General features: G+C 45.8%; 22 protein-coding genes. 3 read left to right on the top strand and 19 right to left on the bottom strand.

Annotated elements, in window-relative coordinates:
- Nucleotides 1-64: 64 nt before the first annotated feature.
- The 7 genes from CLV42_RS14275 to CLV42_RS14245 form a co-directional block, all read right to left on the bottom strand.
- Nucleotides 65-1,240, bottom strand: a complete 1,176-nt coding sequence (locus tag CLV42_RS14275; RefSeq protein ID WP_106602603.1) for an acetyl-CoA C-acyltransferase — start codon at nucleotides 1,238-1,240, stop codon at nucleotides 65-67.
- A 98-nt stretch (nucleotides 1,241-1,338) separates the two neighbouring features.
- The gene (locus CLV42_RS14270) at nucleotides 1,339-2,025 is read right to left on the bottom strand and encodes a DUF3575 domain-containing protein (protein ID WP_106602602.1); all 687 of its coding nucleotides are present in this window, start codon (nucleotides 2,023-2,025) and stop codon (nucleotides 1,339-1,341) included.
- Nucleotides 2,025-3,224: a hypothetical protein gene (locus tag CLV42_RS14265; protein ID WP_106602601.1), complete on the bottom strand. Its 1,200-nt coding sequence runs from the start codon at nucleotides 3,222-3,224 to the stop codon at nucleotides 2,025-2,027. Before CLV42_RS14265 ends, CLV42_RS14270 begins: the two co-directional genes overlap by 1 nt.
- Nucleotides 3,225-3,420: 196 nt before the next feature.
- Nucleotides 3,421-5,001: a RagB/SusD family nutrient uptake outer membrane protein gene (locus CLV42_RS14260; protein ID WP_106602600.1), complete on the bottom strand. Its 1,581-nt coding sequence runs from the start codon at nucleotides 4,999-5,001 to the stop codon at nucleotides 3,421-3,423.
- A gap of 11 nt (nucleotides 5,002-5,012) precedes the next feature.
- Nucleotides 5,013-8,420 carry a SusC/RagA family TonB-linked outer membrane protein gene (locus CLV42_RS14255; RefSeq protein ID WP_106602599.1) on the bottom strand — a complete coding sequence of 1,136 codons (3,408 nt, stop codon included), beginning with the start codon at nucleotides 8,418-8,420 and terminating at the stop codon, nucleotides 5,013-5,015.
- Between the two features lie 83 nt (nucleotides 8,421-8,503).
- Nucleotides 8,504-9,490, bottom strand: a complete 987-nt coding sequence (locus CLV42_RS14250; RefSeq protein WP_106602598.1) for a FecR family protein — start codon at nucleotides 9,488-9,490, stop codon at nucleotides 8,504-8,506.
- A 98-nt stretch (nucleotides 9,491-9,588) separates the two neighbouring features.
- The gene (locus CLV42_RS14245; protein ID WP_170117512.1) at nucleotides 9,589-10,185 is read right to left on the bottom strand and encodes an RNA polymerase sigma factor; all 597 of its coding nucleotides are present in this window, start codon (nucleotides 10,183-10,185) and stop codon (nucleotides 9,589-9,591) included.
- Between the two features lie 379 nt (nucleotides 10,186-10,564).
- Here CLV42_RS14245 and dnaG point away from each other — a divergent pair, with 379 nt between their 5' ends.
- Nucleotides 10,565-12,544: a DNA primase gene (dnaG, locus tag CLV42_RS14240; protein ID WP_106602596.1), complete on the top strand. Its 1,980-nt coding sequence runs from the start codon at nucleotides 10,565-10,567 to the stop codon at nucleotides 12,542-12,544.
- Nucleotides 12,545-12,725: 181 nt separating this feature from the next.
- Here the strand turns inward: dnaG and CLV42_RS14235 are convergent, their stop codons facing one another.
- From CLV42_RS14235 to CLV42_RS14225, 3 genes are all read right to left on the bottom strand, one after another.
- Complete coding sequence (locus tag CLV42_RS14235; protein ID WP_106602595.1) at nucleotides 12,726-13,643, bottom strand: T9SS type A sorting domain-containing protein; 918 nt, start codon at nucleotides 13,641-13,643, stop codon at nucleotides 12,726-12,728.
- Between the two features lie 109 nt (nucleotides 13,644-13,752).
- On the bottom strand, nucleotides 13,753-14,247 hold the full coding sequence (locus CLV42_RS14230; protein ID WP_106602594.1) for a dihydrofolate reductase: 495 nt from the start codon (nucleotides 14,245-14,247) through the stop codon (nucleotides 13,753-13,755).
- A gap of 37 nt (nucleotides 14,248-14,284) precedes the next feature.
- Nucleotides 14,285-15,079 (bottom strand): thymidylate synthase, encoded by a 795-nt coding sequence (locus CLV42_RS14225; RefSeq protein WP_106602593.1) that lies wholly within the window; start codon nucleotides 15,077-15,079, stop codon nucleotides 14,285-14,287.
- Nucleotides 15,080-15,180: 101 nt separating this feature from the next.
- On the opposite strand from CLV42_RS14225, the gene CLV42_RS33920 reads away from it, so the two are divergent.
- Complete coding sequence (locus CLV42_RS33920; protein ID WP_170117511.1) at nucleotides 15,181-15,348, top strand: hypothetical protein; 168 nt, start codon at nucleotides 15,181-15,183, stop codon at nucleotides 15,346-15,348.
- 24 nt (nucleotides 15,349-15,372) lie between these two features.
- Here the strand turns inward: CLV42_RS33920 and CLV42_RS14220 are convergent, their stop codons facing one another.
- Both CLV42_RS14220 and CLV42_RS14215 read right to left on the bottom strand, forming a co-directional pair.
- Nucleotides 15,373-15,588, bottom strand: a complete 216-nt coding sequence (locus tag CLV42_RS14220; RefSeq protein WP_106602592.1) for a hypothetical protein — start codon at nucleotides 15,586-15,588, stop codon at nucleotides 15,373-15,375.
- Between the two features lie 212 nt (nucleotides 15,589-15,800).
- Nucleotides 15,801-16,979, bottom strand: coding sequence for a proline dehydrogenase family protein (locus CLV42_RS14215; protein ID WP_106602591.1), 1,179 nt, complete (start codon nucleotides 16,977-16,979; stop codon nucleotides 15,801-15,803).
- A 208-nt stretch (nucleotides 16,980-17,187) separates the two neighbouring features.
- Here CLV42_RS14215 and CLV42_RS14210 point away from each other — a divergent pair, with 208 nt between their 5' ends.
- Nucleotides 17,188-17,985: a FecR family protein gene (locus tag CLV42_RS14210; RefSeq protein ID WP_106602590.1), complete on the top strand. Its 798-nt coding sequence runs from the start codon at nucleotides 17,188-17,190 to the stop codon at nucleotides 17,983-17,985.
- Nucleotides 17,986-18,092: 107 nt separating this feature from the next.
- Here CLV42_RS14210 and CLV42_RS14205 read toward each other — a convergent pair whose 3' ends face one another.
- The 7 genes from CLV42_RS14205 to CLV42_RS14175 all read right to left on the bottom strand — a co-directional run bounded on the left by CLV42_RS14205 (nucleotide 18,093) and on the right by CLV42_RS14175 (nucleotide 26,155).
- Nucleotides 18,093-19,130, bottom strand: a complete 1,038-nt coding sequence (locus tag CLV42_RS14205) for a sugar phosphate isomerase/epimerase family protein (protein WP_106602589.1) — start codon at nucleotides 19,128-19,130, stop codon at nucleotides 18,093-18,095.
- 212 nt (nucleotides 19,131-19,342) lie between these two features.
- Nucleotides 19,343-20,389 carry a bile acid:sodium symporter family protein gene (locus tag CLV42_RS14200; RefSeq protein ID WP_106602588.1) on the bottom strand — a complete coding sequence of 349 codons (1,047 nt, stop codon included), beginning with the start codon at nucleotides 20,387-20,389 and terminating at the stop codon, nucleotides 19,343-19,345.
- A gap of 31 nt (nucleotides 20,390-20,420) precedes the next feature.
- Nucleotides 20,421-21,335: an RraA family protein gene (locus tag CLV42_RS14195; protein ID WP_106602587.1), complete on the bottom strand. Its 915-nt coding sequence runs from the start codon at nucleotides 21,333-21,335 to the stop codon at nucleotides 20,421-20,423.
- 42 nt (nucleotides 21,336-21,377) lie between these two features.
- Nucleotides 21,378-22,613 carry an amidohydrolase/deacetylase family metallohydrolase gene (locus CLV42_RS14190; RefSeq protein WP_106602878.1) on the bottom strand — a complete coding sequence of 412 codons (1,236 nt, stop codon included), beginning with the start codon at nucleotides 22,611-22,613 and terminating at the stop codon, nucleotides 21,378-21,380.
- Between the two features lie 241 nt (nucleotides 22,614-22,854).
- A complete protein-coding gene (locus tag CLV42_RS14185) occupies nucleotides 22,855-24,072 on the bottom strand; it encodes an aminotransferase class V-fold PLP-dependent enzyme (protein WP_245901651.1) in 1,218 nt (405 codons plus the stop codon).
- Between the two features lie 63 nt (nucleotides 24,073-24,135).
- Nucleotides 24,136-24,597, bottom strand: coding sequence for a RidA family protein (locus CLV42_RS14180; protein WP_106602585.1), 462 nt, complete (start codon nucleotides 24,595-24,597; stop codon nucleotides 24,136-24,138).
- Nucleotides 24,598-24,622: 25 nt separating this feature from the next.
- A complete protein-coding gene (locus tag CLV42_RS14175; RefSeq protein ID WP_106602584.1) occupies nucleotides 24,623-26,155 on the bottom strand; it encodes a SusD/RagB family nutrient-binding outer membrane lipoprotein in 1,533 nt (510 codons plus the stop codon).
- Between the last annotated feature and the right edge of the window lies 1 nt (nucleotide 26,156).

The raw sequence follows: 26,156 nt of genomic DNA, 5'->3' as shown, positions 1-26,156 counted from the left end.
ACTAAGGATCAGGGATTTACGCGACGATTATCCCATAAATCCCTGATCCTTAATAACAATATTGCTAATTCGCTCTTTCGATAATAATCGCGCTGGCGCCGCCACCACCATTACATATACCAGCTACCCCGTAACGGGCATTATTCTGATGCAGGATGGAGCTGAGTGTCACGACAATACGTGCGCCGCTACAGCCAATAGGATGCCCCATAGAAACAGCGCCTCCCCATACGTTCACCTTATCGGGCGACAGTCCCAGGTCACGCTCATTGGCGATTGGTACACAGGAAAATGCTTCATTGATCTCCACAAAATCCATATCTGCCGCTGTCAGTTTCGCTTTTTCCAACGCTTTGGTGATGGCTTTTACCGGGGTGGTAGTGAACCATTCAGGCGCCTGGGAAGCATCCGCAAAACTGATGATCTTCGCCAGAGGCTTCAGTCCCAGTTCTTTCAGCTTCTCCCCGCTCACCAGCAATACCGCTGCCGCACCATCATTCAGATTGGAGGCATTGGCCGCCGTGATAGTACCATCTTTCTGGAAAGTAGGCTTCAGAGTAGGGATCTTATCGAAGTTCACCTTTTTATAGTCTTCATCCTCTGCGACAGTAACCACCTGTTTACCAGGCACTTCCACGGGGAGGATCTCCTTTTTATAATAGCCGTTTTCTGTAGCCGCAGCCGCTCTTTTATAGCTTTCTATAGCATAGGCATCCTGTTCCTCACGGGAGATTTTATATTCCGTTGCACAGATCTCTGCTGCATTTCCCATGTGAAAGTCCTTATAAGGGTCCCAGAGGCCATCCCTGATGATACCGTCAGTAACAGCGCCATGTCCCAGTCTATATCCATTACGGGCCTTATCCAGGTAGTAAGGTACATTACTCATACTTTCCATTCCGCCGGCAACCACTACGTCATTATCACCCAGCATAATACTTTGTGCGCCCAGCATAATCGCCTTCATACCGGAGGCACATACCTTATTTACAGTAGTACACGGTACATTGGTAGGAATACCGGCATAGATACTGGCCTGGTTGGCAGGCGCCTGGCCCAGGTTGGCACTGAGCACATTACCCATATACACTTCATTCACCGCAGTGGACGGTACACCCACTCTTTCAAGTGCTGCTTTCATTACCTGCGCACCCAGCTGGGTGGCAGAAAAAGCTGATAATGCGCCGTTAAAGGAACCAATGGGGGTACGCACCGCTGAAACTATATATACTTCTTTCATCCGTAGAAATTTTCGTTACGCCGGGGCGCAACTGTTAAGATTGTTTGGTTTCCACCAAATATAACGGAATTTCAGAAACGGTAGCCGGGTGCAAAAGATTAAAAGCGGTATCCTACTTTAATACCCATAGGTACATTGATATTCCATCCTGTCTTGGGTACATCCGCAAGGTAACTACTGTTATCCTCCAGGTAGCTGCCCGCAGGAGGAACCTCGTCCTTAAAGGCGACGTCCCGGTATTTCAGCCCCAGCCCTATGTAAAATTCAATCATGAATTTATGCGACCTGTCAAAGAATAACTGGCAACCTACCTTACCGGCTGTTCCATAGATGTTCTTGACTTTTTCGTAGGCGGATATCTGTTCATAATCAGGACCTGAGTTGGGGTCCGACATCACTGACTTTATCCATTCCTCCCGGTAACTGACGCGCTTATATGAAATTTCCTGCGCGAAGAATAGTTTGTATCCCTGTCCTCTTCCCGGCACATAGTAACGTATTTCGGGACGGATACGGAAACCTTTGGCCATTGGCGTATACCTGCCCCTGATATTGTAATCCGCCTTTTCGTCAATAAAGATCCAGGTACCCTCCATTACTACACTCCAGTTCTTTTTATACCTGTATTCGAGCGCCAGTGATACGCCTCCATCAGGTTCTTTGAGCGTCACAAGATTAGTGCTGATACGCAGTCCTGTAAGCAGCTCATCAGGTGTATTTCTCTGGGCTTTGGATGAAATAGTGGTCAGTAAACAAAGTATAAGGACAATAGATAATTGTTTCATTAGTAAAGCAGTTGAGAGAGTAACTTTGGAGATGCGGGAGAAGTGGCGATGCTATAACAGGCTATCTGCTTGCTGTCCCGGAGGAATAAAAGGTTACCATTGTTCACTATATCTGAATAACCACCAATGAACTGGTCTCCTGCATTCTCAAACTTTCCCCCGGTGATATTTACCACTGACATGCTTTCGCTTGCGGCTACATAAATATAACTGCCTGCTATAACAAAAGCATTTGCCGTACCTACCTGTAAACGGCCTAATTCCGCAGCGCTGGTCGAATCTTTCTTCAACCTGAATTTTATCAGTGTAGAAGACGGACTACCACATAAATTCCTCCGGCTGAAAATAGCATATGCGGTATCGCCCTTTGCCCTTATTTTTAAGCAATGAGACAAGTTATCGTATAAAGAAATGTTATCTAAACTGGTTGTATCGTACCGGCCCAGCTGCGTACTATAGCTCACAGCCAATTCTTTATTCAACAGAAAGAGGCTATCCACTTTTGCCCGTGGTAATGCTTTGCTCCTTGTAAGTACCGGCCGCTCGGGATATGCCAGGGAATACACTGCCAATGCATCGGGGGTCACCAGGTAAAGTTTACGATGGAAAGCAATCATGCCGGCGTTATTGCGGGTACTAAGCACAGTAGGCTCATCATATATATTCTCCGGTCTGCGGCATTGGGGATTATTGAGTTTTGTCTTACGCCATCCCACCACTATTCCCTTTGAAGGATCTACGCATTCAAAATAAACACCCCGTCCTGCAGGATAATTCAGCTGTTTCCAGATGCCAACTACCCTTCCTACCGACATATCCGCAGAAATTGTTTTCAGGCGGATGGCAATCAGGTCATCGTAATTATTCGCGTACAGATAATCACCTTCAATAGCGGCCACCTGGAACCCAGGAATGCGCAGGAAGCCCGTTTTTATAGGATGAGCAGGGTCCTGGTAAGAAATAACATGTAATCCTGAATCAATTTCCTCCTGCAGTACAAGTGTACCTGCAGTAAACAATTTGCCCCCGTTCACTGTCTTGCGGGGCACTTGAAAACTAATCTGTTTCAAAGAAGCTTCAGTACTATAGATGGGGGCATATCCGTCTACCTCTCCACGCGCCCATGGCTGATCATCATGGCAGGAGGCAAGTAAGCTGCAGACAGTAAACAATAAGCTGGCTTGTAAAAGGCGAGTCATATACTATAATAGGTTAGGTATTTTCATTGAAGCGTGCAAAGGTAAGGAGATGTTACACAGCCTGCGTTAAGAAAAAGTTAAAGGGCTATCCTACAGCGAAAGAGGACAATATTGTATAAAAAAAAGAAACCGTCCCAGATAGCTGAGACGGTTCTTTCTTCAAGCATAACCGGTCCTGATGATACCGGAAAATTATTTACCAGCCACTATTATTAGGCAGGGCATTCGGATTCAATGAAGTTTCGCTCTGTGGTACCGGCCAGAGATAATCGCGGCCTGCATTGAAGCTGCGTTGTTCTACCAATACATGCTGTCCATAGTCCTTTCTTGTCTGATCATAGTTATTCAGGATGCCATATACCGCACCCGACATCACTGTTTCAGCAATCTTCCAGCGACGGATATCAAACAGACGATTATCCTCCATCGGAAACTCTACACGTCTTTCACGACGTACTGCATCACGTAAAGCCGTCTGGCTGGCATAATCAACCGCTGTAACTGCAGGCATCATTACACCCGGCCTTTGTCTTACCTGGTTGATAGCGTCGTACACACTTGCATCGATCTGGTTCAGCTCAATCTTCGCTTCTGCATAGGTCAGCAGCACTTCTGCATATCTTAATAATACGAGGTCATTGTAAGAGTTGCTGTCCCAGTTACCCTGAATGTCAGCGGGCACATATTTCTTGTAATAGAACCCTGTGTAGGAAGCATTGTTCTTACTCAATGCATCCAGGCTGGTTTTACTGGTTACATCGATCGTGATACCGTTTACGGTTACACCTGGCACCACTACTGTCAGTTTGAGGCGTGGATCGCGGTTATCATAAGGATGTGCAGGATCGTACAGCGATGATTTGTCTATTGCCTTTCCATCAGTACACTCATACGCATCTACCAGTGACTGCAGTGGTACTACCTGCGACCATCCACCGATAGAAGGCCCTCCTACCCAGGTTGCGAGCGCATTGGGCAGGGTGCTTTTCACGTAACGGGCAGACAGCAGTATCTCTGTGCTGTTCTTATTGGTACCATTGAACAGGCTCACATAATCGTTGTCGATAGCATAAGCATGCAGGTCCATCACTGCCTTTGCCGCTTCTGCAGCTTCCGCATATTTACCTTCATACAGCAACACACGTGCTTTCAGACCTAATGCAGCACCACGGGTGGCACGGCCTATATTGTTTGCATCATATGTAACAGGCAGGTATTTAGCGGCAGAATCCAGTTCGGCTGCTATGAACGTGGCTACTTCAGCACGGGATGTACGTTTGTCTTTGAACTCATTTATCGCCGGAGTTGTTGTTCTTAGTATCACATCGCCAAACAACCCTGTCAGCTGCTGATAGGCATATGCCCTGATAAACCGGGTTTCCCCTTTCAGACGTCTGCTCAGGGAATCAGACAATGCCTTGTCCCTGTCTATATTGTCCAGCACATCATTACAGGAAGCGATCATCTTATACAGGTTGCTCCAGAAGTTGGAGAACATACCGGTGCTGATAGATGCACTTCCATTACCTACTAGCCGCACATCACTTGGCCAGTCGCTCCAGGAATAGCTGTCGTCTGTAGCACAGGTGATGAATATACGGTTGTCCACATCCCCCAAACGGCGGTAACAGTTATTTACAGCATTGATAGCATCGGCTTCTGTCTTCCAGTAATCATCCTGGCTCACAGAAGACTGCGGCTGCTCGTCCAGTGTTTTCTTACACGCGGATATTGCTGCCAACCCCGCGAATGTGAATATAATTGCTAATTTCTTCATGACCACTTAGTTTAAAATTGAACATTTAATCCGAAGGTGAATGTTCTCACCTGTGGGTAATACCTGCTGTCGTTTGGTGATTCCGGATCAATATCATTTGGCAGTGAAGAGAACGTCAACAGGTTCTGTCCACTTACATAAATGCGGCATCTGTCAAAACCAGCACGCTTCATGATATGATCAGGTAAGGTATAACCCAGCTGCAGACTTTTCAATCGCATATACGCGCCGCTCTTCACCCAGTAGGAAGATGACTGATAGTTCTGTGTAGTGTTCAGTAATCTTGGGAAAGCAGCACCGGTGTTTGTTGCTGTCCAGCTATTCAGATGTTCTTCCCTGAAATTACCATCATTGGAAGTAGGCGCTCTTTCTATTGCCAGTGTATTGATCGCTACTTTACCAACGCCCTGGAAGAAAGCAGACAGATCGAAGTGTTTGTAGTCAGCACCCAAGTTGATACCATATGTATACCTTGGAATATTGCTACCCAGGTAAACCATGTCGCCACCATTGCTTACTGAGGCTTCCTTGATCTGCTTGTCGTTGTTCTGATCTTTGTATATAAAGTCGCCGGGGCCTGTAGTCGGGAACGGCTGCGTAGCATGTCCTGCTACCTGCTGTGCATTCTGGAAGATACCTTCTACCTGGTAGCCATAGAAACCGTTGATAGGCTGTCCTACGACGAGACCAGTATAAACGAAGTTGTTATCTCTTTTAATTGCGTCAGTGTTTTTGATATCCACTACTTCGTTACGCACATCTGAGAGATTACCACCTACATTATAGTTCAGTTCACCCACCTTTCCACGGTAGTTCAGTGATACTTCCCATCCGGTATTCCGCACCTTACCTGCATTCTGTGCTGAGGGGTCCAGACCAACAGAAGGATTAATAGGCAGATACAACAGGATATTCTTGGTATTCTTCTTATAGTAATCAAAGGAGAAGTCCAGGTTCCTGAACACCGTTCCATCCAGACCTACATCGGTCATTGCAGTTGATTCCCATGTCAGGCCAGAGTTTGGATAGGTCTGGATACCTGCAGTAGGATTCAGCGTACCACCAAATGGATAGCTGTTATAATAATACACGGACTGGTAAGGGTAGTTAACGCTTAATTTGTTCTGATCAAAGATCACGTCATTACCCAGTTCACCCCAGGAGCCGCGCAGCTTCAGGTTGTTGATGAATTTCACGTCCTGCATAAAGCTTTCTGATGAAATACGCCAGCCCGCAGAGAAGGAAGGGAACACACCCCATCGCTGACCGTCTGCGAAACGGGAAGAACCATCACGACGAAGGTTTGCTTCAAACAGGTATTTCTCATTGAAGGAGTAGTTCAATCTACCGAAGAAGGAAACCAGTGAATACGCAGTTGTATTACCAGTAGCGATCTGTCCGGAAGCAGCGCCCGCATCTATCTGTTCGATATTGCCATTAGGCATGTTGGATCTGTAACCACTGAGATCATCAGTCGTTTCTGTAAGACGGGAAGCACCCGCTAACAATGTAAAGTTGTGTTTGCCGAAGCTGTGTGTGTATTCAGCCAGTCCCTGATAGTTTTTGAACCAATAGCCCTGATACGCCTTCTTTACAGTATTCTGTCCCAGTGTCAATGTTTTTTCATTAGTCGGGAAGTCTGTGAAATAAGTCAGCGCTTTTTCGTGCATGCTATTATAATCTGAGCGGTAGTTAACGGATGCGAGGCCGGTCAGTTTTAAGCCTTTTACAAGATTGTAAACAGCTTTGAAGTTGCCGGTAAAGAGGTTGCTTTTATACTGGTACAGGCCACCTTCTTCCTGCAGGCGGATAGGGTTCTGTCCACCTCTTACGAGCGCCCAGGTGCCATCTGAATATTTATTAACAGAAAGAGGATTCACTACAGCTGCCTGTCCGAACTGATACCATGCGGAACCAGAGGCGCCCTGTGGCTCCTGTCTGTCGCCCAGTCTGGCGGCGATGTCTGCGCTGAAGCTGAGTTTCTTCGTTACATTGATATCCGTGTTCAGACGAACAGTCAAACGATTGAAATCCATATTAGAGATCAGACCTTTCTGATCGAAATAGTTGGTGGAGAAACGGTATTTCACATCTTCAGTGCCACCACTCACACCGAGGCTATGCTCCTGCTGAAATCCGCTACCTGTCAGTACATCATCCAGCCAGTAGTTGTCCGGATAGAGATCTTTATTACGGTTAGGGTCATCGTAGGCAGCTATCTGCGCATCGGAATAGGTAGGGTTTCCACCTGAGTTGGCGGCAGTAAGATTCACCAGTTTCATAAAGTCTTTCGCACCAACATATTTGGCCAGACGGGCCGGACGTTGCCATGCGAAATAGTTGGAATAATTCACCTTTGGTTTACCGGAAGCGCCTCTTTTGGTCGTGATAAGGATCACACCATTTGCCGCCCTTACACCATAGATAGCAGAAGATGCCGCATCTTTCAGCACGGAAATAGAAGCGATATCATTGGCATCCACATCATTCATATTCATCTGCACACCATCCACCAATACCAGCGGATCATTACTGTTCAGTGTACCAATACCACGGATACGCACTGTACCCTGGTCTAAACCGGGTTGTCCGCTGTTGGTCGTGACTGTTACACCAGAAGCGACCCCCTGCAATGCAGCAGATACCTGTCCTACCGGCTTCCAGTTCACATCCTTACCATCTACAGCAGCGATAGCACCGGTAACGTTTACTTTCTTCTGCGTACCATATGCTACTACCACTACTTCGGATATTGCGGTAACATCCTGCGCCATTTTTATCATAATAGTCGTGCGACCGCCAACAGTTACTTCCTGTTTGGTATAACCAATGAAGGAAAATTCCAGTACGGCATTTTCGTTCGGTACCTGTAATGACCAGGAGCCGTCAACACCGGTGGATGTACCATTTGAGGTACCTTTTACCAGTACCGTTACACCTGGCAAAGGCTGACCGTTATCGTCGGTCACCACACCCTTTACTGTGATAGCAGCGGGAGCAACAAGCGGTGCTGCGTTCATCACTGACTGTACCTGTGATGCTGTGCTTTCCTTATTACCGGCAGGAGGAATTTCAGTAGGTTCATCATCCTGTGAGAAGATGATGTAGAAACCATCTCCCATCTTTTTATACCGGAGTTTATTAGGAGATGTGATCCCTTTCAGTTCTTCTTCCAGTGAGGAAGTTTTGTTGTTTTCAATACGCGACAATTGCAATTTTGCGAGATTGCTCTTGTACATAAAGTGTACGTTGTATTTTACCTCAAGCCCATCCAGCACATTTTTCAACGATTTAGTCTGAGATCTTTCGAAGGGGCTGACAGGTTTACCCAGCGCTGCCAGGTCCTGCGCGTCTGCCGGCATACTGCAATAACATGCCATGCCCATAGCAGCCATAAAGGCACTAATGAACTTGTTCATACATTTAAATTTGAATGATTACCTCTGCTGCGGTCACTGCATTCCGTTGTACACCGGTCTGCAGTATGTACTGCATTGTTTTTCTAATTAGTCTTTCTCTCGATAATAACGGTATTGTCGACGTGGCTTACTTTCAGGTGAAAAAGCTGTGAAAGTCCGTCCAGCAGCATCTCCATTTGCTGGCTGGGCACTGTACCCGTAAATTCCTGATGTAATAATGAAGTGTCCTTTATCTCTACAGTTACACCGTAGGTATCTTCCAATAGCTGCGACAGTTCTGCAAAGCTGGCATTTTCAAACTGCAGACTGTTTCTTTTCCAGGAAGAATAACGCTGTGTATCTGTATGGTTCTTCACCTTTGTACGTACCTGTTCTTTGTATTCCACCAGATCTCCCGGTTGCATGGTGATTGTTTCCGCCGGCGTCCTGTTGCTGTGCAGGCGCACCTTACCGCTATTCAGGACTACCTGCATATGTCCGTGACGATCCACGAGATTAAAAGTTGTGCCCAATACTTCCACATTCATTTTACTGGCAGTATGTACCTGGAATGAACGGGGGACGGCAGATGGTTTTACAGAGAAGAAGGCTTCCCCTTCAATCCATACCTCACGGTCTCCGGTACCCTCCCAGTTGTTGGCATAACGTAGTGTACTGTTGCCATTCAGGGTAACTTCTGACTGATCCGGCAGTACTACAGTACGTACTTCCCCATAAGCTGTCTGGATAACGGTGTTACGGTGCCGGTTATACACTCTCCACCCACCATAGGCAAGCAATAAAGTACCGGATAATACGGCAGCTACTTTGAAACCTGTAAACCAACGTGACCGGCTATAGCGTAATGGCTCCTGCCCTGTAGTATCCAGGATACGCTGGTAGAGTTGGTCTGACTGTGATGAAGACATCATGATATCCGGCTTTGCCATATCAAGGTCCTGCGTCATGACACTATCCAGGTATTCCCTTCCTGCCGGAGTAGTAAACCATTCCAATACCCTTTCGTATTCCTCGGGAGTACATTGGTTAAGCTGAAATTTATGCAGCAGACTTTGGTCGAATTGCTCCATAATGTGGATTACGATGAAAATAAAACAAATGAAAATTTACGTTCTATATAGTACTACACCTCAGAAAATGAAAAGTATTATATGAAATGAAAAAAAAGTTAAGAAAAGATAATAATAAGAAAGGAAAGGCTCAAAAGTACGCTCATCATGATCTTTAATGCGTGTTTCAACGCCTTACTTGCCTGGGCGTACTGAAATTTGACGGTATTAATGGATAATCCCAGTTGACGGGCTACTTCCTCATTACTAAGTCCTTCGTAGGAGCGCAGGCGGAAGATCTTTTTCTTCTGGGCGGAGAGATTATTAATGGCGTGGTCCACTACTTTGCGATAGTCATTAAAGATAACGGTCGATTCGGTGTCCTGGTGTTCACTACTGGCATTATATATCAATTCATATTGTTTGGACAGACTGCGCTTATGATCGCGGATGAGATTCAATACATGGAACTTGAGGCATTTAAAGAGGAAATTACGGACTCCCTGCGAAGGGTCCAGTTCTTCACGGTGCAGCCATACCTTCACGAATACCTCGTGTACGGCATCCTCCGCAGCAGTGGTACTTTTCAGATACTTACACGCTGTACCATATAATAGCTGATGATAGGCAGCATATAATTCTTTAAAAGCATTGTGGTCACCGTCGCGTAGGCGTGCAGCCAGCTGTTGATCATTATTGGCAATATGCGTGAACACTGTTCTGATCCCCCTCTTTGTAGTGCTGTTTTAGTTTTTTTAAAACGTGCTGTCTAAAATTAGATCATGATACTATTTTAAATAAATGGTAAATTATCCAAGTAAGGTGTTTTTTTAACATTATTCATTCCTAATGAAATGGTCCAACCGACAATACTATCAGGCACGGTTATATTTAATAAGGTAGGATTAATCTATTATCACATCAATGGCTGTACTTTAATTATGTTTTGCGGGCAAGGATCACACTACTGCTTTTAGTAATGGCATAAAAACTGCCGATTTACTCTTCCGGCGGATGGGCTCGGGTAACAATGTGTACCCTCAGCCCGGTCAAGCGCTGAAATTTCTTTAAGTTTGCAGTCTGAATTAAGCGCCATTGATTTCACAGAATACCATACAACAGATACTCAGCCGGATTGACATTGTGGAGATAGTAGGCAATTTCGTGAAACTTAAAAAGCGGGGTGCCAACTACTTAGGGCTGTGTCCCTTCCATAACGAGAAGTCCCCTTCTTTTACAGTTACCCCGAGCAAGGAAATATTCAAATGTTTCGGTTGCGGCCAGAGCGGTAATGCCATCAAGTTCCTGATGGAACATGAAAAGTATTCCTATGTGGAAGCTTTACGCTGGCTGGCACAGAAATATGACGTACCTATTGAGGAAACCGAGGTAAGTCCTGAAGCTAAACAGCAGCAGCTGATGGCAGACAGCCTCTATATTATCAATGGTTTCGCCCGCGAATACTTTTCCAATACCCTTTTTAATACCGAAGAAGGCCAGAACGTAGGCCTCAGCTACTTTGAAGAACGTGGTTTTACCCAGGAAACCATCCGTAAATTCCAGCTGGGCTACAGCCTGAATACCTGGGATGCCTTCACCAAAACAGCCCTGTCCAAAGGCTATAACCTGGAATACCTGCAAAAGACAGGATTGGTCACCGTCAGGAATGAGCAGCCGGGAGATAACTACCGGGGCCGTGTGATCTTCCCTATCCATAACCAGAGCGGTAAGGTACTCGGATTTGGTGCGCGTATTCTCGTCAAGAACGACCGCGCCCCAAAATATATCAACTCACCGGAAAACGAGATCTATGTAAAGAACAGGGTACTATATGGTACCTACTTTGCCCGGCATGCCATTGATAAACTGAATGAATGTCTGCTGGTAGAAGGATATACAGACGTGATCTCCCTCCACCAGGCGGGTATTGAGAATGTGGTAGCTTCCAGCGGTACTTCCCTGACCCAACACCAGCTGCGGCTGATCAAAAAATATACGAATAACCTCACCATCCTCTTCGATGGGGACAATGCCGGTATCAAGGCGGCCCTAAGAGGGCTGGATATGGCGATCGAGGAAGGCCTGAACGTAAAACTGGTTCTGATCCCAGATAAGGAAGACCCGGACAGCTATGTGCAGAAGATAGGGGCAGATGCTTTCCGTGAGTTTATCGCCAGTAATAAGCAGGATTTCGTGCTGTTCAAACTGCAGATCTCCATGCAGGACGCAGGCAATGACAGCAACCGTAAGTCCCAGCTGGTAAATGAGATTGCGGAGACCATCTCCAAGATCGATAAAACGGAGGACTTTACCCGTCAGCAGGACTACATCCGCCAGTGCAGCCAGGTACTGAAGATCGACGAACAGGGTCTTATCAACCTGGTGAACAAGTTTATCCGCGAGCGCTTCCAGAAAAAAGAACAACAGCAGGCGAGGGATAATCCCGCGGCCGCACCATCTATGGACGATGAGCTCTCCCCGGAGGCTATTGCCGCCATGGAGGCCATGGAAAACGGTGGAGAACCAGCTGTCAACTTCTTCAACCCGGATGAGAAACAGGAAAGGGAACTGGTGAAGATACTCCTGCGTTTCGGCGACAAGCCCTTTAGTGAAGAAGATAAAAGCTCCGTGGCTGACTATATCTTCCACCTTCCCTACGACTTTGAATCACTGGCAGACAATGAGCTGGTGAAAAGGATCTTGCGGGAATACAAAGAGATGTACGACCAGGATAACCTGCCTGATAAGAAGTGGTTCCTTTATCATAATGACCAGGATGTTGCCAGTATGGTGGTTGGTATTATGGAAGATAAAGAAGCCGAACTGAGCGCTGCCTGGAAAGACAAATTTGAAATAGATACGGTATATGGCGACAATGCCTACCTGAAGGATACGATCTCTACGACCAACTATCTCATTTTGAGGAAGATCCGTAAAATGATCGTGGAAAATCAGGAGGAATTACAACGCTGTGCCGACATTGATGAGCAGATCAAGTGTATGCAGATGAATATCCACCTGAAACAACTGGAGGGAGAGCTCACCAAGGGACTTGGAACGGTGGTTTTCAAATGATCTTTGTCAGAATGACAGCAGCAGGCTTATGTTCCTATCAGGGTCGAACAAGCGTCGAAGAAGCGACCTTTTAGCATCGAAGAAGCGATGTCAATATTTAGACTAAAAACGCCTTCACGGTGATGTATAAAAGAGGGGCCGACTGTCAGACAGTCAGCCCTTTTTTCTTTATGAGACTTTTCTATTGGAGAATCAGCGGCAATACTTTCTTTTCACCATTTCCCTTCAGTTCTATCAGATAATAGCCTTTCGGTAAACCAGACAGCTCCAGTGGCTGCAGTTGCTGAGTCGTAGTACGGGTATACATTACCCGTCCCTGTAGATTGTAGATATTCACCGTTACGGTTTTCTGTAATGGTTGCTCAAACTGCAGGGATACCTGCCCCCTTGAAGGATTCGGGAACACTTTCACCTTATTAGCGCCCAACGTTACTTCTCCCTGATCATTGATCGATGCAAACCGGGATGCATTGGCTGCGGATGCATTCAGCGATGAATCAGTTGTGCGGGCAAACTGCACTGTATCAGTGACGCCGCTACAACCTGCACTGTTACGAACATATACCTTATAAGTACCTGGCGCCGGATTAATTAGCACGGGGAAGTCACCTTCCTGTATTTCCCAGACACCACGGTACCACTTGTAGAAATACTCAATACCCGATGCTGGCTGTTGCGGAAAAGCCATCAGCGTATCATTATTCAGGACAGCCGAACGATGTATTTCAAGTGTCGGATGCAGGTCTTGTTGGGGTAAGACTTTTAATGTGTCTCTGTCAATTACTGTTCCCAACGGATTTTTTAAAACCGCCGTATAAGACGAAAGTATATTATTCAATGCAACGGACACATAAATTGAATCGCCTACAGCACCGTTATACCATACAACGGTAAATTTCGGCGACGTTCTGTTATACACATGTGCTACGAGTACCACGGTATCTGAACATGGTCTGAGATATCGGTATGTCAGATCCATATAGGTAACTGCTGCATCCTTTGTATAGGAGCGGGAATCAGCACAGGAAATAACCGGATTTTTAGCTATAGCCATTTGGCCAAGAGCGAGTACGACAAACAATAATAGACTTCTTTTCATAAGTAATATGGGTATAAATTTGCTATACTCAAATATATACAAATACACTCATTTAATAAAAAATCCCACTGGTAAACCAAGTGGGATCCTCACTATAACGTATACTATTTTATTTCTCTCTTTCCCAGACCTGGAAGGTCAATGCGTATGCATGTTTTTCATCTTTTTCATGACGTTCATTTTTCACCAGTTTCCATCCTCTCGGATCAAACTCCGGGAAATAAGTATCGCCGCTTACTTCTGCATGCACACGTGTAAGATATAATCTGTCTATGATCGGTAAGGCCATTTTGAAAATCTCACCACCACCGGTAATAAAGATCTCCTCTGTTCCGAATGTTTTTGCCTTTTCAATACCAGCTTCCAGGGAAGGCACGATATAAAGTCCCTCGGCTTTATAATCAGACTGACGGGTGATCATGATATTGGGCCTTCCCGGCAGCACACGTCCCAGCTCCTCGAAAGATTTACGGCCCATCACAATTGGTTTACCCATTGTCATGTCCTTAAAATATTTCATATCAACTGGTAAATGCCAGGGCAGATGATTATTGACGCCGATCACATTATTTTCAGAAGCCGCAACTATTATAGAAAGTGTCAAGTAGTAAACATTTAAAATTCAGAATAAGTACCGTTCCTTATACAGCCACCGGCGCCTTGATATGCGGATGGTGCTGATAATTCAGCAGCTCAAAATCTTCAAATTTGAAACTGAAAATATCTTTCACCGCCGGATTGATCTTCAAGGTTGGCAGTTCAAACGGCTGGCGGCTGAGTTGCAGCTTAGCCTGCTCGATATGATTGCTGTATAGGTGTACATCCCCGAATGTATGGATAAACTCTCCCGGCTCCAGGTCACATACCTGCGCCATCATCATCGTGAGGATAGCATAGGAGGCGATGTTAAAAGGTACTCCCAGGAATACATCTGCACTACGCTGGTAAAGCTGACAGCTCAGGCGGCCGTTGGCCACATAGAACTGGAACAGGCAATGACAGGGACTTAATGCCATGTCAGGCAGGTCGCCCACATTCCAGGCGTTCACGATGATCCTGCGGGAATCCGGATTATTCTTGATTGTCTTTACTGCTTCGCTGATCTGGTCAATGGTCCGGCCATCTTTCGTTTCCCAACTACGCCATTGTTTACCATAAACAGGGCCTAAGTCTCCGTTTTCATTGGCCCACTCGTTCCAGATGCTTACACCATGGTCCTTCAGGTACTTAATATTAGTGTCCCCGTTCAGGAACCATAACAGCTCATAAATGATGGATTTCAGGTGCAGTTTCTTCGTCGTGACAAGCGGAAATCCTTTCTGCAGATCAAACCTTAACTGTGCACCAAAGCAGCTTGTGGTACCGGTACCTGTCCGGTCTGTTTTCACAGCTCCCTGATCTATAATATGTTGGAGTAATTGAAGGTATTGTTCCATGGCAGCAAAGTAACGAATTTGTCCTTACTTCATCCGGATGAATTATTTGGTAGTGCACCAGGGCTCGTAATTTCTTAAAATAGGCTACTATCTCCCCCCATATGAAGTCCCAGCTTGACTTTATTATGATAGTTAAAAGTGGAGCTAAGATTAATAACCATGATTTAAAGGAATTACTTTCAGGAAGATTATTAGCTAAACTTGCAATTAACATTCCGCCACCTGCGCCCGCTATATTATCTTGTTTTATTGCTTTTGAGGATAACTGAGATTTTTTGCTTGCCAAATATTAACTATTTAAGTCCTAGTAATATATCCGCAAATCGTTCGACTTTATCAACATTGTTTTTTTTATTAAGGTCAAGTTCCACTACTTCGCCACTCAATTTACTTTCAACAGTAATTTTATTAACCTTTTTAAATGTTTTGAATGAAAGTCTTAAAATTGGGACAATTATTGACAACCCAAATATTACGGCAATTGTTATAGTAACGATTGTATTTGTCATATTGAGTTTTATTTACTATAAAGATAGTGATCCTTAAATAAAAATATATATTCCTTAAAATATTTACAGCATAATGATATGATTATCAATTTATTAAAACGAATTAAGGAGAGGTAACCCCTCTCCTTAATGCTATCTATTGCATTTCATAATAGTAAGGCTATTACTATGAAATGCAATGTGTATTTAAAAATATAAGATACTATGATATATTATATTCCTCTCCGCTTTCTTTCGCGGCGGATCAATCCCAGCTCCCGTCCTACTTGTCCGGAAATCGAAGTATTCTCCTGGGCCCTGCGTAGCAGGTAGGGCATTACATCTTTCACCGGACCGTAAGGCAGGTATTTAGAAACATGATAACCGGCATGGGCCAGGTTAAAGGTGATATTATCGCTCATTCCCAGTAACTGGGAGAAGCTGACATGTGAATAGTCATGTGGCAATTCCTGCTGATGCAAAAGATTCGCCGCCAGCATGCTGCTCTGCTCATTGTGTGTACCGACAAATACAGCCAGTTTATCCACACGTTCCATACAGAATCTCACAGCAGCGTCATAATCTCTGTCGGTAGCTTCTTTATTAGGCTGGATCGGAGAAGGGTATCCCATCTCTTCCGCCCGCTTACGCTCTTTTTCCATGTAGGCGCCCCTTACCAGCTTGGCACCCAGCAAATATCCCTGCTGTTGTGCCTTTTCGAATGATTTCTTCAGGAAAGCCAGTCTGTCATGGCGATACATCTGGAAAGTATTATATACAATTACCTGCTGTTGATTGAACTGTGCCATCAGCTCGCCTGCCAGGTCATCTACTGGCTGCTGGATCCAGGACTCTTCTGCATCTATCAGCAATCCGATCTTGTGTTTGGCAGCTGCAGCTGCGATGGATTGAATACGGTTCCTTACACGGCCATATTCTGCTACTTCTTCCTGCGTCAGTGTCTCCCCGCTATGGATCTTTTCCAGCAGGCTAAAGCGGGCAAAGCCGGTCACTTTAATGGCGATGAACGGGATATTGTGATTACCTGCCGCATATTCTATGGCGCGGATGAATTCAGGTACAGCGTGATCATAGTTTTCCTCCCCTTCCATGGCTTCCACACCATAGTCCAGCACTACCCCCACATGGAACTTTCCTAATAAAGTGGCAGCCTGTGCTGCCTCCTGTAGATTTTCCCCTCCACAAAACTGACTGAAAATGGTATTACGGATCAATCCTTTAATTGGCAATCCCAGTTTCAGCGCCAGGGGCGTTACCGTAGCCCCTAATTTCACCAACCAGGGCTTTCCAATGCTGCTAAACAGGAAGTCAGCTTTTTTTAATGCCTTATCTGTCTTTGATTCAAAAGCTATGGCGGTATTCTCGAATGATATTGATAGCTGCTTTTCCATGGGCCGCAAAGTTAGTATGCCGACAGATTTTCAGCAAAATGATCTGACAGCAGCGGCAACCCTGTCGCAGCTGTTTTGAAAACCTCAAACAAAAGTCTTCTTTCATTAAACAGAACATCTATGAATTTCTTTTTATTTAAACCCAATAAAGCTTTCGTCCTATATTTTTTTCTTTAATTTTATATCTTCATCAAAACCAACATTCCCAGTGCCTACTCAGCAATCAAATACCAGGTCACGTCGCAAATCGCTTTATATTGTTGTAGTTGTTCTATGTGTTATCGCCCTTCTTTCTGTATTCTTTCTGCGGAGTCCTAAAGCAGTATTGTCTTCCTTTCGGGAAAAAGGACAGACCTATACTACTTACGAGGGCATATTGGGAGAACGAAAAAAGATCTCCTTACCAGACGGAACACCTGTTGTACTGAACAGTAATACCCTACTCCTGGTACCTGCTGATTTCGCTAAAAGCCATATGCTGCTGCTGGACGGAGAAGCTTACTTTGATTCCACCGCTTATCCACTTACCGTAAAAACGAATATCCTGACTATGACCGCTACAAAACCTGCAGCCTTTAGAATGCGGTGTTTTGAATCACAGCAGGGCGCAACAGCTTACGTGGTAAGCGGCGAAGTAAAAGTGACCAAGTCCTATCACTCCAAAACAGATGATCAGCCGGAAATGCTGGGTCCCGGAAATATGGTACTGGCCAATAAAGAAATTGACCTGATGGAAAAAGAAACCTATCAGCCGATCGAAATGACCACCTGGTTACAGGATAAACTTACTTTCCATGATGAACCGTTTATGAATACTGTTCGTAAACTGGAAGAATGGTACAGTACTGAAATCTATGTTGAAGGAGATGTATCTGCCGCCGGAGGGATCAATGGAGAATTCCATCAGGCATCTCTGACAAAAGTATTGGATGCGATCCGTCAGACTGCAAAGTTTAATTACAAAATCAGCAAAGATAAAGTGACTATTAAATTCCGACCTGATTAATGATATTGCTGAGTAATCAGCTCTTATTTTTTCGTATATCCGCTACATAAAAAAAACCAGGAACAGCACGTTCCTGGTTTTTGAGATCTTCAATACTCCTTGCTTTCTCAGCTCAGTTCTGCACCTACTCTCTTCAGCAGTTCCAGTGTCTTACGTACACCTTCGTCTTCAGAAAGCTTAGCACCTTCATATTCGATACCGATGTGACCTGTGTAACCGGCCTCCTTTACTATTTTCAGCATTTTGCGGTAGTCAGTTTCCACACAATTGCCTTCGGCATCAAAATCGTGTGTTTTAGCGCTCACACCCTTTGCAAAAGGCATTAATTCTGTTACTCCCTGATAGCGGTCATACTCCTCCAGGCATTTCGTAGCTGCCCAACCCTGTGGCGTATTGTCTACAGGTTTGGTACGGTTTATACAGAAATTACCAAAGTCAGGTAAGGTGCCGCAATTAGGCATATTCACCTGCTTCATGACCGCTGCCAGCCATTTACCATTAGAGGAAGTGCCGCCATGGTTTTCCACGATCACATTGATGTTATGTGTATTGGCGAATGTTGACAGTTTAGTCAGTGATTCTGCTACCGCTTTGGCTACATCATCCGGTTTGCCTTCTCCTGCCGCATTTACGCGGATGGCATGACAACCCAGATATTCCGCCGCTTCTACCCATTTATAGTGATTCTCTACTGCCTTGGTCCTTTTCTTCACATCCATATCTCCCATTTCCCCTTCACCATCGATCATGATCAATACACTGCGTACGCCATTGTCGGCGCAGCGTTTCTTCAGATCGGCCAGATAGGCTTTATCTGTCGCTTTATCTTTAAAAAACTGATTTACATATTCAACAGCCTCAATCCCGAAGTCGTTTTTCGCTTTCGCCGGAAAGTCAAGATGTGACAGTTTTCCTCCGAATAGCGCCTCGTGGAATGACCACTCGGCCAGGGATATCTTAAAGAACAGGTCTTTAGCTGTTTTATCAGCAGCTGCCTGTCCGGCGTTCGTGTTGGTACTGTCTTTGCCTTCCTTTGTGGAAGAACCGTTATTACAGGCTGCCAGGACGGAGGGTAAGAGGCCCGCCCCCATTGTATACAATGCCATCTGCCTGAGGAATTCCCTGCGTTGTTTAGGATTATTCATATACGTGGTTTTATATAACAAAATACAATTTTATGGCCCAAAGTGAATGCCGTCAGAAAAAAACTACAAAAAATTACCTTAAAAGAATAGTTTTTTCACATTTTGTCATTATCTTGATTTCCACTTGACACTGTAATTCCCCGTTTGTCTTTATTTATATATTCCACCTCGTTGATGTACCACACCAACTGTTGTACATTATAAATGATAAACTAAAGCCGTTCAACTTCAAGCTGGACGGCTTTTTCATTTACCTCCTTTGGCGGATGCCGATGCCACCAGGAGGCCAGCAGAGAACCGGTTACGTTCATCAGCGGACCAAATACAGCTGGCGCCAGACCGATGGTAGCGATCTTGCCCATATTCTTTGCGATGGCCGTTGCCAGTCCCCCGTTCTGCATCCCCACTTCAATTGCGATAGTACGGCAATCCTGTTCATTCATCCTGATAAGGCGGCACAGCCAATAGCCTAATGTGTAGCCAGACAGGTTATGAATGAGTGATGATAATATCAGCAGCACACCCACGTCCAGCAGGCTTTCACGGCCCTTAGCCGTAATGATGACTATAATAAAGGCAATAGCCGACATAGATATCTTAGGCATAATATTATCCAGCCATTTCAGTTTTCCACTCAGGAAATGATTGAAGAGCAAACCAGCCGCCACAGGCAGGATCACGATCTTACAGATGTCCCACATCATAGCAGTAACGCTGATATCCACATAACTACCTGCCAGCCACTGCATCAGGAAAGGCGTTACAAAAGGTGCCAGCATCGTAGAGACTGCCGTCAATGTAACCGACAGCGCCAGGTTAGCCTTTGCCAGGTAGGATATTACGTTGGAGGCCATGCCGCAGGGTACAGTGCCGATCAGTACCACCCCGGCTGCTATTTCAGGCGGGAAGTTGAACAGATGGGCAAGTCCCCATCCTACAAAAGGCATGATAGTGAAATGACATACTACTCCCGTGAAAACACCCATCGGCATTTTGATCACGCCATAGAAATCACGTACACTCATAGCTGCTCCCATGCCGAACATGATGATCTGGATAAGTGGTGTAATCAGCTTCGAAAGGTCAAAGCTGCCTACAGTCAGAAAGTATTGGGGATAATACATAGCTGTGCTAACAGCTGCAAAGATCATCAGCGTATAAACAAAACCTTTTGTTTGCGGCCGTCTTGAACAAAGAATGGCCAATATGATCCAGAATGCAATGATGAAAGGCCCGGCGGCGGGAAGTAATGCTGTCATAAAGTGGAAATAGTTTAATACTTAAGAATAATCACCAGGTTCTTTTCTCCAGCATCTTGTCCAGCTCCTGGCGGGTCATAGGCTTTTTGCCCGTTTGTTTATGCTGCCATTCCAGGAATGCCTCCCGGATGGCGTCTGTCCAGTTATTATCAATCTCTCCGGGTGTGTACTTCCCGGCCTTCACCATCTCAAATCCGAACTGGTCTTTTACTTGTATGAATGCGGCAATACCGATCACTTTTTCTGCCAGGTGCGCCGGCACAAATACCACACCTTCACTGGAAGTCAGCACCAGGTCGCCTGGCAGCACTACCGCACGGCCGATACGTATCGGCACATTTAATCCAGACAACATCACATTTTTCAGGAAAGAAGGATCCCAATCCCTTACCAGCGCATTGAAGCCATCAATCTCCTTCAGCCCTTCCAGGTCGCGTGCAGCGGCATTAAAAACCACGCCGTTGCCTGAACGGGCATAAATAGCATTGCCCAATGTGGATCCGATCAGGGTACCATCTGTTATTTTACCAAAGCCATCTGCCACATATACATCCCCTTTCGATAACTGCTGGATCGGCCATGAATTACTGTTGCCTTTAAACCCTTTCTGCTGCCCCCTTTCCTTCATATGTGCTTCCACATCAGGACGGGAAGGAATGAACATCGCTGTCACAGCTCTACCAACAATGGGTTTGTTATCATAGATCATTTTCCAGCCACCATCAAACTGGCAATGATATCCCTCTCCTTCAAGAATAGTCCATACATCATCCAGGCTTACGGTACGCGCCTGCTCGATCACCGCGTCGGGTATCTTCGGTCTGCCGTCAGGAAAACGTTCTCCTTTCCATTCTGTAGTAAGAAAGATCAATTCCTCCCTGGAAATGGTCTGCGCCTTTAACCAACAGGATAGCAGCAGTAAGGGAAGGAAATAAAAGAATTTCATGTATCAGTATTTGAATGAAGAATAACTGTTTAATACGCCGGGCTATTGGGTCACTGTAATGCCATTGAGATCGTACACCACTTTACCGGCACGCAAGGTGGCCTCGCATACCAGCTTACCATCTCCTGCCACACGCGTGCGTGCATCTGTAAAACCAAACTTACCTTTTTCCACACGTAAGATGGCAATATCTGCTACACTTTTTTCTGAGAGGTTGCCCAGTTCTTCATGATGTATCGCTTTGGCTGCTTCAGAAGTGCTGGCTTTGACCAGCTCCTGCACAGACATACCCATATTCAGGAATTTAGACATTACGTTCAGCATGTCTTTCATGTCTCCGTTCATACTGCCGGTATGAATATCTGTGCTGATCGTATTGGGATAAAAACCTGCCTTTATTGCAGGAATAGCCTGGGAATAACTAAAGCTGGTACCTCCGTGCCCCACGTCGAAGAGGATGCCTTTCTTGCGGGCATCCTGCATAAACGGACGTAGTTTGCCATTATCATCCACGATAGACATACGGCCTTTTACTTTCGCATAAGCATGTGTAAATATGTCGCCGGGACGCAGGTGCTTCATAAATAGTTCCTCCAGCGATAAGGGCGGATTACTGCCACCAAAATCGATCATCACAGGTGTATTGGCCATATTACCTGCTTCTACCGCACGGTCTACGGGGATCCATTCTGCACCTTCATAATGCGCCACCTTTATGCCTACTATCCATTGTCTGTAACGGCGGATGGTAAGCGCCGTCATCTTGGCGTCCATATCTGTAAGGTCCTGTTCATAAGGTCCGCCACGCATACCGCTACCCACGATGTTAACAAAAGCAAGCACTCTTGTTTTAGAATGCTTTATAGTCTGATCAAGAAAGACCTCAAAATCCTTCCAGCCTGAACTGCCTGCATCTACCACAGTTGTTACGCCACAACGAAAGGTAAAACCATCCGGCGCAACGGCTTCATAACTGTTGTTCAGATAACGGTTGGGAACAGTACCAAAGAAATTATGTGTGTGAATATCTATCAGCCCCGGTGTTACATACAGGCCGGTAGCATCAATTGTTTTCTGCGCGGTAGCTGGATCTATATGAGCAGCTACCTTGGCAATAGTATCGTTTGTCAATGCAATGTCCATCACTGCATCGATATTATTTTTTGGATCTATCACATGCCCACCTTTGATCAACAGGCTGTATTGCTGGGCCTTGGCACCGGTAATTATCATATTCACCGATACCAGGAGTACCAGGTATTGAATAATACTCCGCATATCCTTATTTTTTAATGAGACCTGTATATGTATGAAAGACCCGGACAGGTAGCCCGCTGCAACAATATACAAAGCGCTGCGCGACAGTATCAACACGCAGTCTTCATTTACTGACAGGAGCTTCCTGTTACCGGATAATATTATCTGAAATTGCTTTAAAAGAAAAAACAGGGCAGAGCTGGCAATTCGTGCACTTTACCAGCCCTGTACTTCCCTGTAGGTGAAAACACACCACCATTTATCAACCATGCGTTGGAGACAGCGCCATTTCTGCCAGTACTTTCTTCAGTTGCGTTGCCACTATTTTCTCCTGCCCGGGCACCAGCATCCAGGTAGTCACATTGAATGTATGCTGATTGGCACCATCGGCTACTTCTATAGAAGGATTACCGCTGCGGAGTTTTTGCCTGATATCTGCTGCTGTAGCAGGTACCTTCTTGGGGTCCCAGGAGATGTGCAATGTGGGTATATGGTTGGCTACCGGCGGTACCACCACTTCAGTTTCCACACCAGCGACTGTTTTTACAGCGTCGCTGATCAGCTTAATTTGCGCCTCCCACATTTTCCATTCTTTAGCGTGATCAATGGCCAGGTATGTTTCCAGCGCCACGAGCATCCCTAATATTTCTTCTTTATTGACCTTTAGTCCTCTTCCTATCGTATTACCGCGGGGAGGCGCGCTTAATCTTGCTGCTTCAATATATTTCTTCCTGCCCAACAGCAGGCCCGCACTCTGCGGACCACGGATGCCTTTTCCTCCGGAAAAGCACACGAGGTCATACCCCATCGCTGTGTATTTAAACAGGTTCTCCACCGGCGGTACATCTGCTGCACAGTCTATCATGGTAGGAATACTATGCGCCTGCGCTATTTTCAGGAACTCTTCCACCTGCACCTTGCCCTCGAAATTGTTGGCGTTGAGAAAATACATCAGGGCAGTCTTGTCACTGATCGCTTTTTCCAGTTCCTCACGACCCGTTACATACACGATCCTTAGCCCGGTATTTTTCAGTGCATGTGCATATGCGATATCATGCTCTTTCTGGATGATCACTTCCGTTTTCATGCCTGTACCTTCCAGGAATGGCAGCTGTGCTACTTTCTTTTCGTCCATGCCGGTCAGTACGCCGGCAGCACCCAATGTCATGGCAGCAGCGGCACCTGATGTAACGGTGGCATACTCACAACGCAATAGTGTAGCAATACGCTGCCCTACCTTGTCCTCCAGCTCATCCAGCAATACAAACTCTTTGGAAGCATAATTGATGGCGCTCATCACTTCGTCCCGCATCAGGGAGCCTGTCATAAAGGTATAGGTGCCCGCGGCATTAATAAACGTGCGGATGCCCAGTTCTTTGAAATAGTCCTTTCCTCCTGCCGTAGCATCTGCTGCTTCGCCAGGTAAGGGCAATAGTTTAGCACTGCCTGCAAATGCGCCCAGTACGGGAATTACAGACATATTTTTTAGTAAGTCTCTGCGTTGCATATGTAAAAAAGAAAAAAGTAAAGAAAAAACGTCCTGTTACAGGGTGGCGATGCAATCCATCTCTACAAGAGAATCGCCAGGTACACCTCCATATACTGCTACTGTGGTACGAACAGGCGGATTGCTGCCGAACCGTCCTCTGAATACCTCATTCATCGCCTTGTAATCATTCAGATCGTGCAGGAATACACTTACCTTCAGCACCTTTTCCATTGATGAACCTGCCTTGATCAGTACTTTCTCCATTTCCTTTAATACATGGTCCGTATGTGCTTTGATATCTCCTTCAAAGTGGGCGCCTATGCCGGCGATATAGACCGTATTGCCCTGGACCTTAAAAGATGAGAACAATGGCACTTCCTGGTCATAGATCACATCTCCCTGCGGCGTACTTTCCGGTAAGGCGGGAGCTGCTGCTCTGGCAATTGCGTTGACACCTGTGATGCCAGCCAGCGTGGCTGCTATCTTCTTTAATACGGATCTTCTCTGGTTTAGCATGATTTAGTTAGTTTGAGATACGGGTTTATTGTTTATCCCACCATACGCGGGTTGTCATCAGGTTTGGTCCCTGACGGGTAATTGCTTCTGCCAGGCTGCTGCTGTTCACACTTTCTTCAGAAGGTGGGTACAACAGACGGCGGGGAATAGTACCGCCGGTAGTATTTCCCGGAATGTTTACCGGTGTCAGAACAGGATATCCGGTACGGCGCCAGTTAGCATGTATCTCCTGCTCATCAAGGAATAAAGACACCCATTTCTCCTGTCCGATCATGGCTTTCATCGCTTCTGCTCCACCAGTCAGCGGATGTGCTGCCTGATAAGCTGCAATCTTATCTGAAGAGATCACACCACCGCTGCCAAACAATGCCCAGTTACGCATAGAGGCCCCGATAGCGTCAGAAAATGCTGTGGCGGCACTTCCTTCCCACCAGCCGTTCACACTTGCTTCTGCCAGCAAGAGGTTCACCTCAGCTGCGCTCATCAGAATGAAAGGGGCATTGTATTGAAGAATAGTAGCCGGATTAGGCTCGGAATAGCTGGTAAAATCAGCCGGCTTATTCAGCAGACCATTCTGCATACCTTTCTGGAGTGCGGTGCTGGTATCTGCTTTACCATTGTTCCATACTATTGCAATAACATTCAAACGGGGGTCATTGTTTGCCTTTAATGCATCAATAAATGTCTTGGCCAATTTTCCACCCTCTGTATTGTTGTTGCCATTTGCCACCGCATAGTCGTTTGACAGCATGCTGGCAGCGGCCGGATTACGGTTGATAGCCTGTGATCCATCCACATACTTCATAGTCGCAATATCTCCGTCGGCCGTGATCACACCACCGGCAATTGCCTTCTTTACCCATGTCTGTGCTAAATCCGGCGCTTTTCTTGACAGGCGCATACCGAGACGTAACATCAGGGAATAAGCAAACTTCTTCCACTTGTTCACATCGCCGGAATAGATAAAGTCACCGGCACCGAAAGTAGCTGCCGCAGGATCCAGCTTCGCGGCTGCTTCATCCAGCTCTTTCAGCATGTCAGCATAGATATCTGCCTGTGCGTCGTATTTAGGTGTGAAGTTATTGCCTGTATAACCTTTCACAGATGCAGAATAAGGAATATCACCATACATATCCGTCAGACGATGCATAATATACACCCTGAAGATGCGGGAAATAGCCAGCTTGTTCCCATCAGCAGCATTATCCGGATTCAACCCATTGATGGTAGTCGCGATTTCATTGACAGCAGTGGTATACCCTGTCGTGAAGTAATCATATGGGTAAGTACCCTGCTGGAAATAATATTTATCACCGATACCTGGTACATCTTTATAAGTCGCGAAGTGTTGCATGGAACCGCCACAGGCCAGTACGTCAGTAGCGAAATAGCTGTTTCCAAAAGCATCCAGCAGCGCCTTACTGAACATGTATTCAGGCTGTACGGTGGATGATGCATCCGGATTGACATTCATTTCCTCGAATCCTTTATCACAGGACTGGAAAGCCAGCGTTACCGCGATGGCTGTATATAGTAAGTAGTTAAAGCGCATTTTCATC

It is taken from the genome of Chitinophaga ginsengisoli (assembly GCF_003014595.1).
In the GTDB taxonomy this organism is placed as follows: Bacteria; Bacteroidota; Bacteroidia; order Chitinophagales; family Chitinophagaceae; genus Chitinophaga; species Chitinophaga ginsengisoli.
The sequence above is the reverse complement of the archived record's forward strand: the minus strand, read 5'-3'. Positions and strand labels throughout refer to the sequence as shown.

What these genes read in the sequence shown, in the direction of transcription:
- CLV42_RS14275 (WP_106602603.1), bottom strand. Translation starts at nt 1,240, where the DNA reads ATGAAAGAAGTATATATAGTTTCAGCGGTGCGTACCCCCATTGGTTCC.
- CLV42_RS14270 (WP_106602602.1), bottom strand. Translation starts at nt 2,025, where the DNA reads ATGAAACAATTATCTATTGTCCTTATACTTTGTTTACTGACCACTATT.
- CLV42_RS14265 (WP_106602601.1), bottom strand. Translation starts at nt 3,224, where the DNA reads ATGACTCGCCTTTTACAAGCCAGCTTATTGTTTACTGTCTGCAGCTTA.
- CLV42_RS14260 (WP_106602600.1), bottom strand. Translation starts at nt 5,001, where the DNA reads ATGAAGAAATTAGCAATTATATTCACATTCGCGGGGTTGGCAGCAATA.
- CLV42_RS14255 (WP_106602599.1), bottom strand. Translation starts at nt 8,420, where the DNA reads ATGAACAAGTTCATTAGTGCCTTTATGGCTGCTATGGGCATGGCATGT.
- CLV42_RS14250 (WP_106602598.1), bottom strand. Translation starts at nt 9,490, where the DNA reads ATGGAGCAATTCGACCAAAGTCTGCTGCATAAATTTCAGCTTAACCAA.
- CLV42_RS14235 (WP_106602595.1), bottom strand. Translation starts at nt 13,643, where the DNA reads ATGAAAAGAAGTCTATTATTGTTTGTCGTACTCGCTCTTGGCCAAATG.
- CLV42_RS14225 (WP_106602593.1), bottom strand. Translation starts at nt 15,079, where the DNA reads ATGGAACAATACCTTCAATTACTCCAACATATTATAGATCAGGGAGCT.
- CLV42_RS33920 (WP_170117511.1), top strand. Translation starts at nt 15,181, where the DNA reads ATGAAGTCCCAGCTTGACTTTATTATGATAGTTAAAAGTGGAGCTAAG.
- CLV42_RS14220 (WP_106602592.1), bottom strand. Translation starts at nt 15,588, where the DNA reads ATGACAAATACAATCGTTACTATAACAATTGCCGTAATATTTGGGTTG.
- CLV42_RS14215 (WP_106602591.1), bottom strand. Translation starts at nt 16,979, where the DNA reads ATGGAAAAGCAGCTATCAATATCATTCGAGAATACCGCCATAGCTTTT.
- CLV42_RS14205 (WP_106602589.1), bottom strand. Translation starts at nt 19,130, where the DNA reads ATGAATAATCCTAAACAACGCAGGGAATTCCTCAGGCAGATGGCATTG.
- CLV42_RS14200 (WP_106602588.1), bottom strand. Translation starts at nt 20,389, where the DNA reads ATGACAGCATTACTTCCCGCCGCCGGGCCTTTCATCATTGCATTCTGG.
- CLV42_RS14195 (WP_106602587.1), bottom strand. Translation starts at nt 21,335, where the DNA reads ATGAAATTCTTTTATTTCCTTCCCTTACTGCTGCTATCCTGTTGGTTA.
- CLV42_RS14190 (WP_106602878.1), bottom strand. Translation starts at nt 22,613, where the DNA reads ATGCGGAGTATTATTCAATACCTGGTACTCCTGGTATCGGTGAATATG.
- CLV42_RS14185 (WP_245901651.1), bottom strand. Translation starts at nt 24,072, where the DNA reads ATGTCTGTAATTCCCGTACTGGGCGCATTTGCAGGCAGTGCTAAACTA.
- CLV42_RS14180 (WP_106602585.1), bottom strand. Translation starts at nt 24,597, where the DNA reads ATGCTAAACCAGAGAAGATCCGTATTAAAGAAGATAGCAGCCACGCTG.
- CLV42_RS14175 (WP_106602584.1), bottom strand. Translation starts at nt 26,155, where the DNA reads ATGAAAATGCGCTTTAACTACTTACTATATACAGCCATCGCGGTAACG.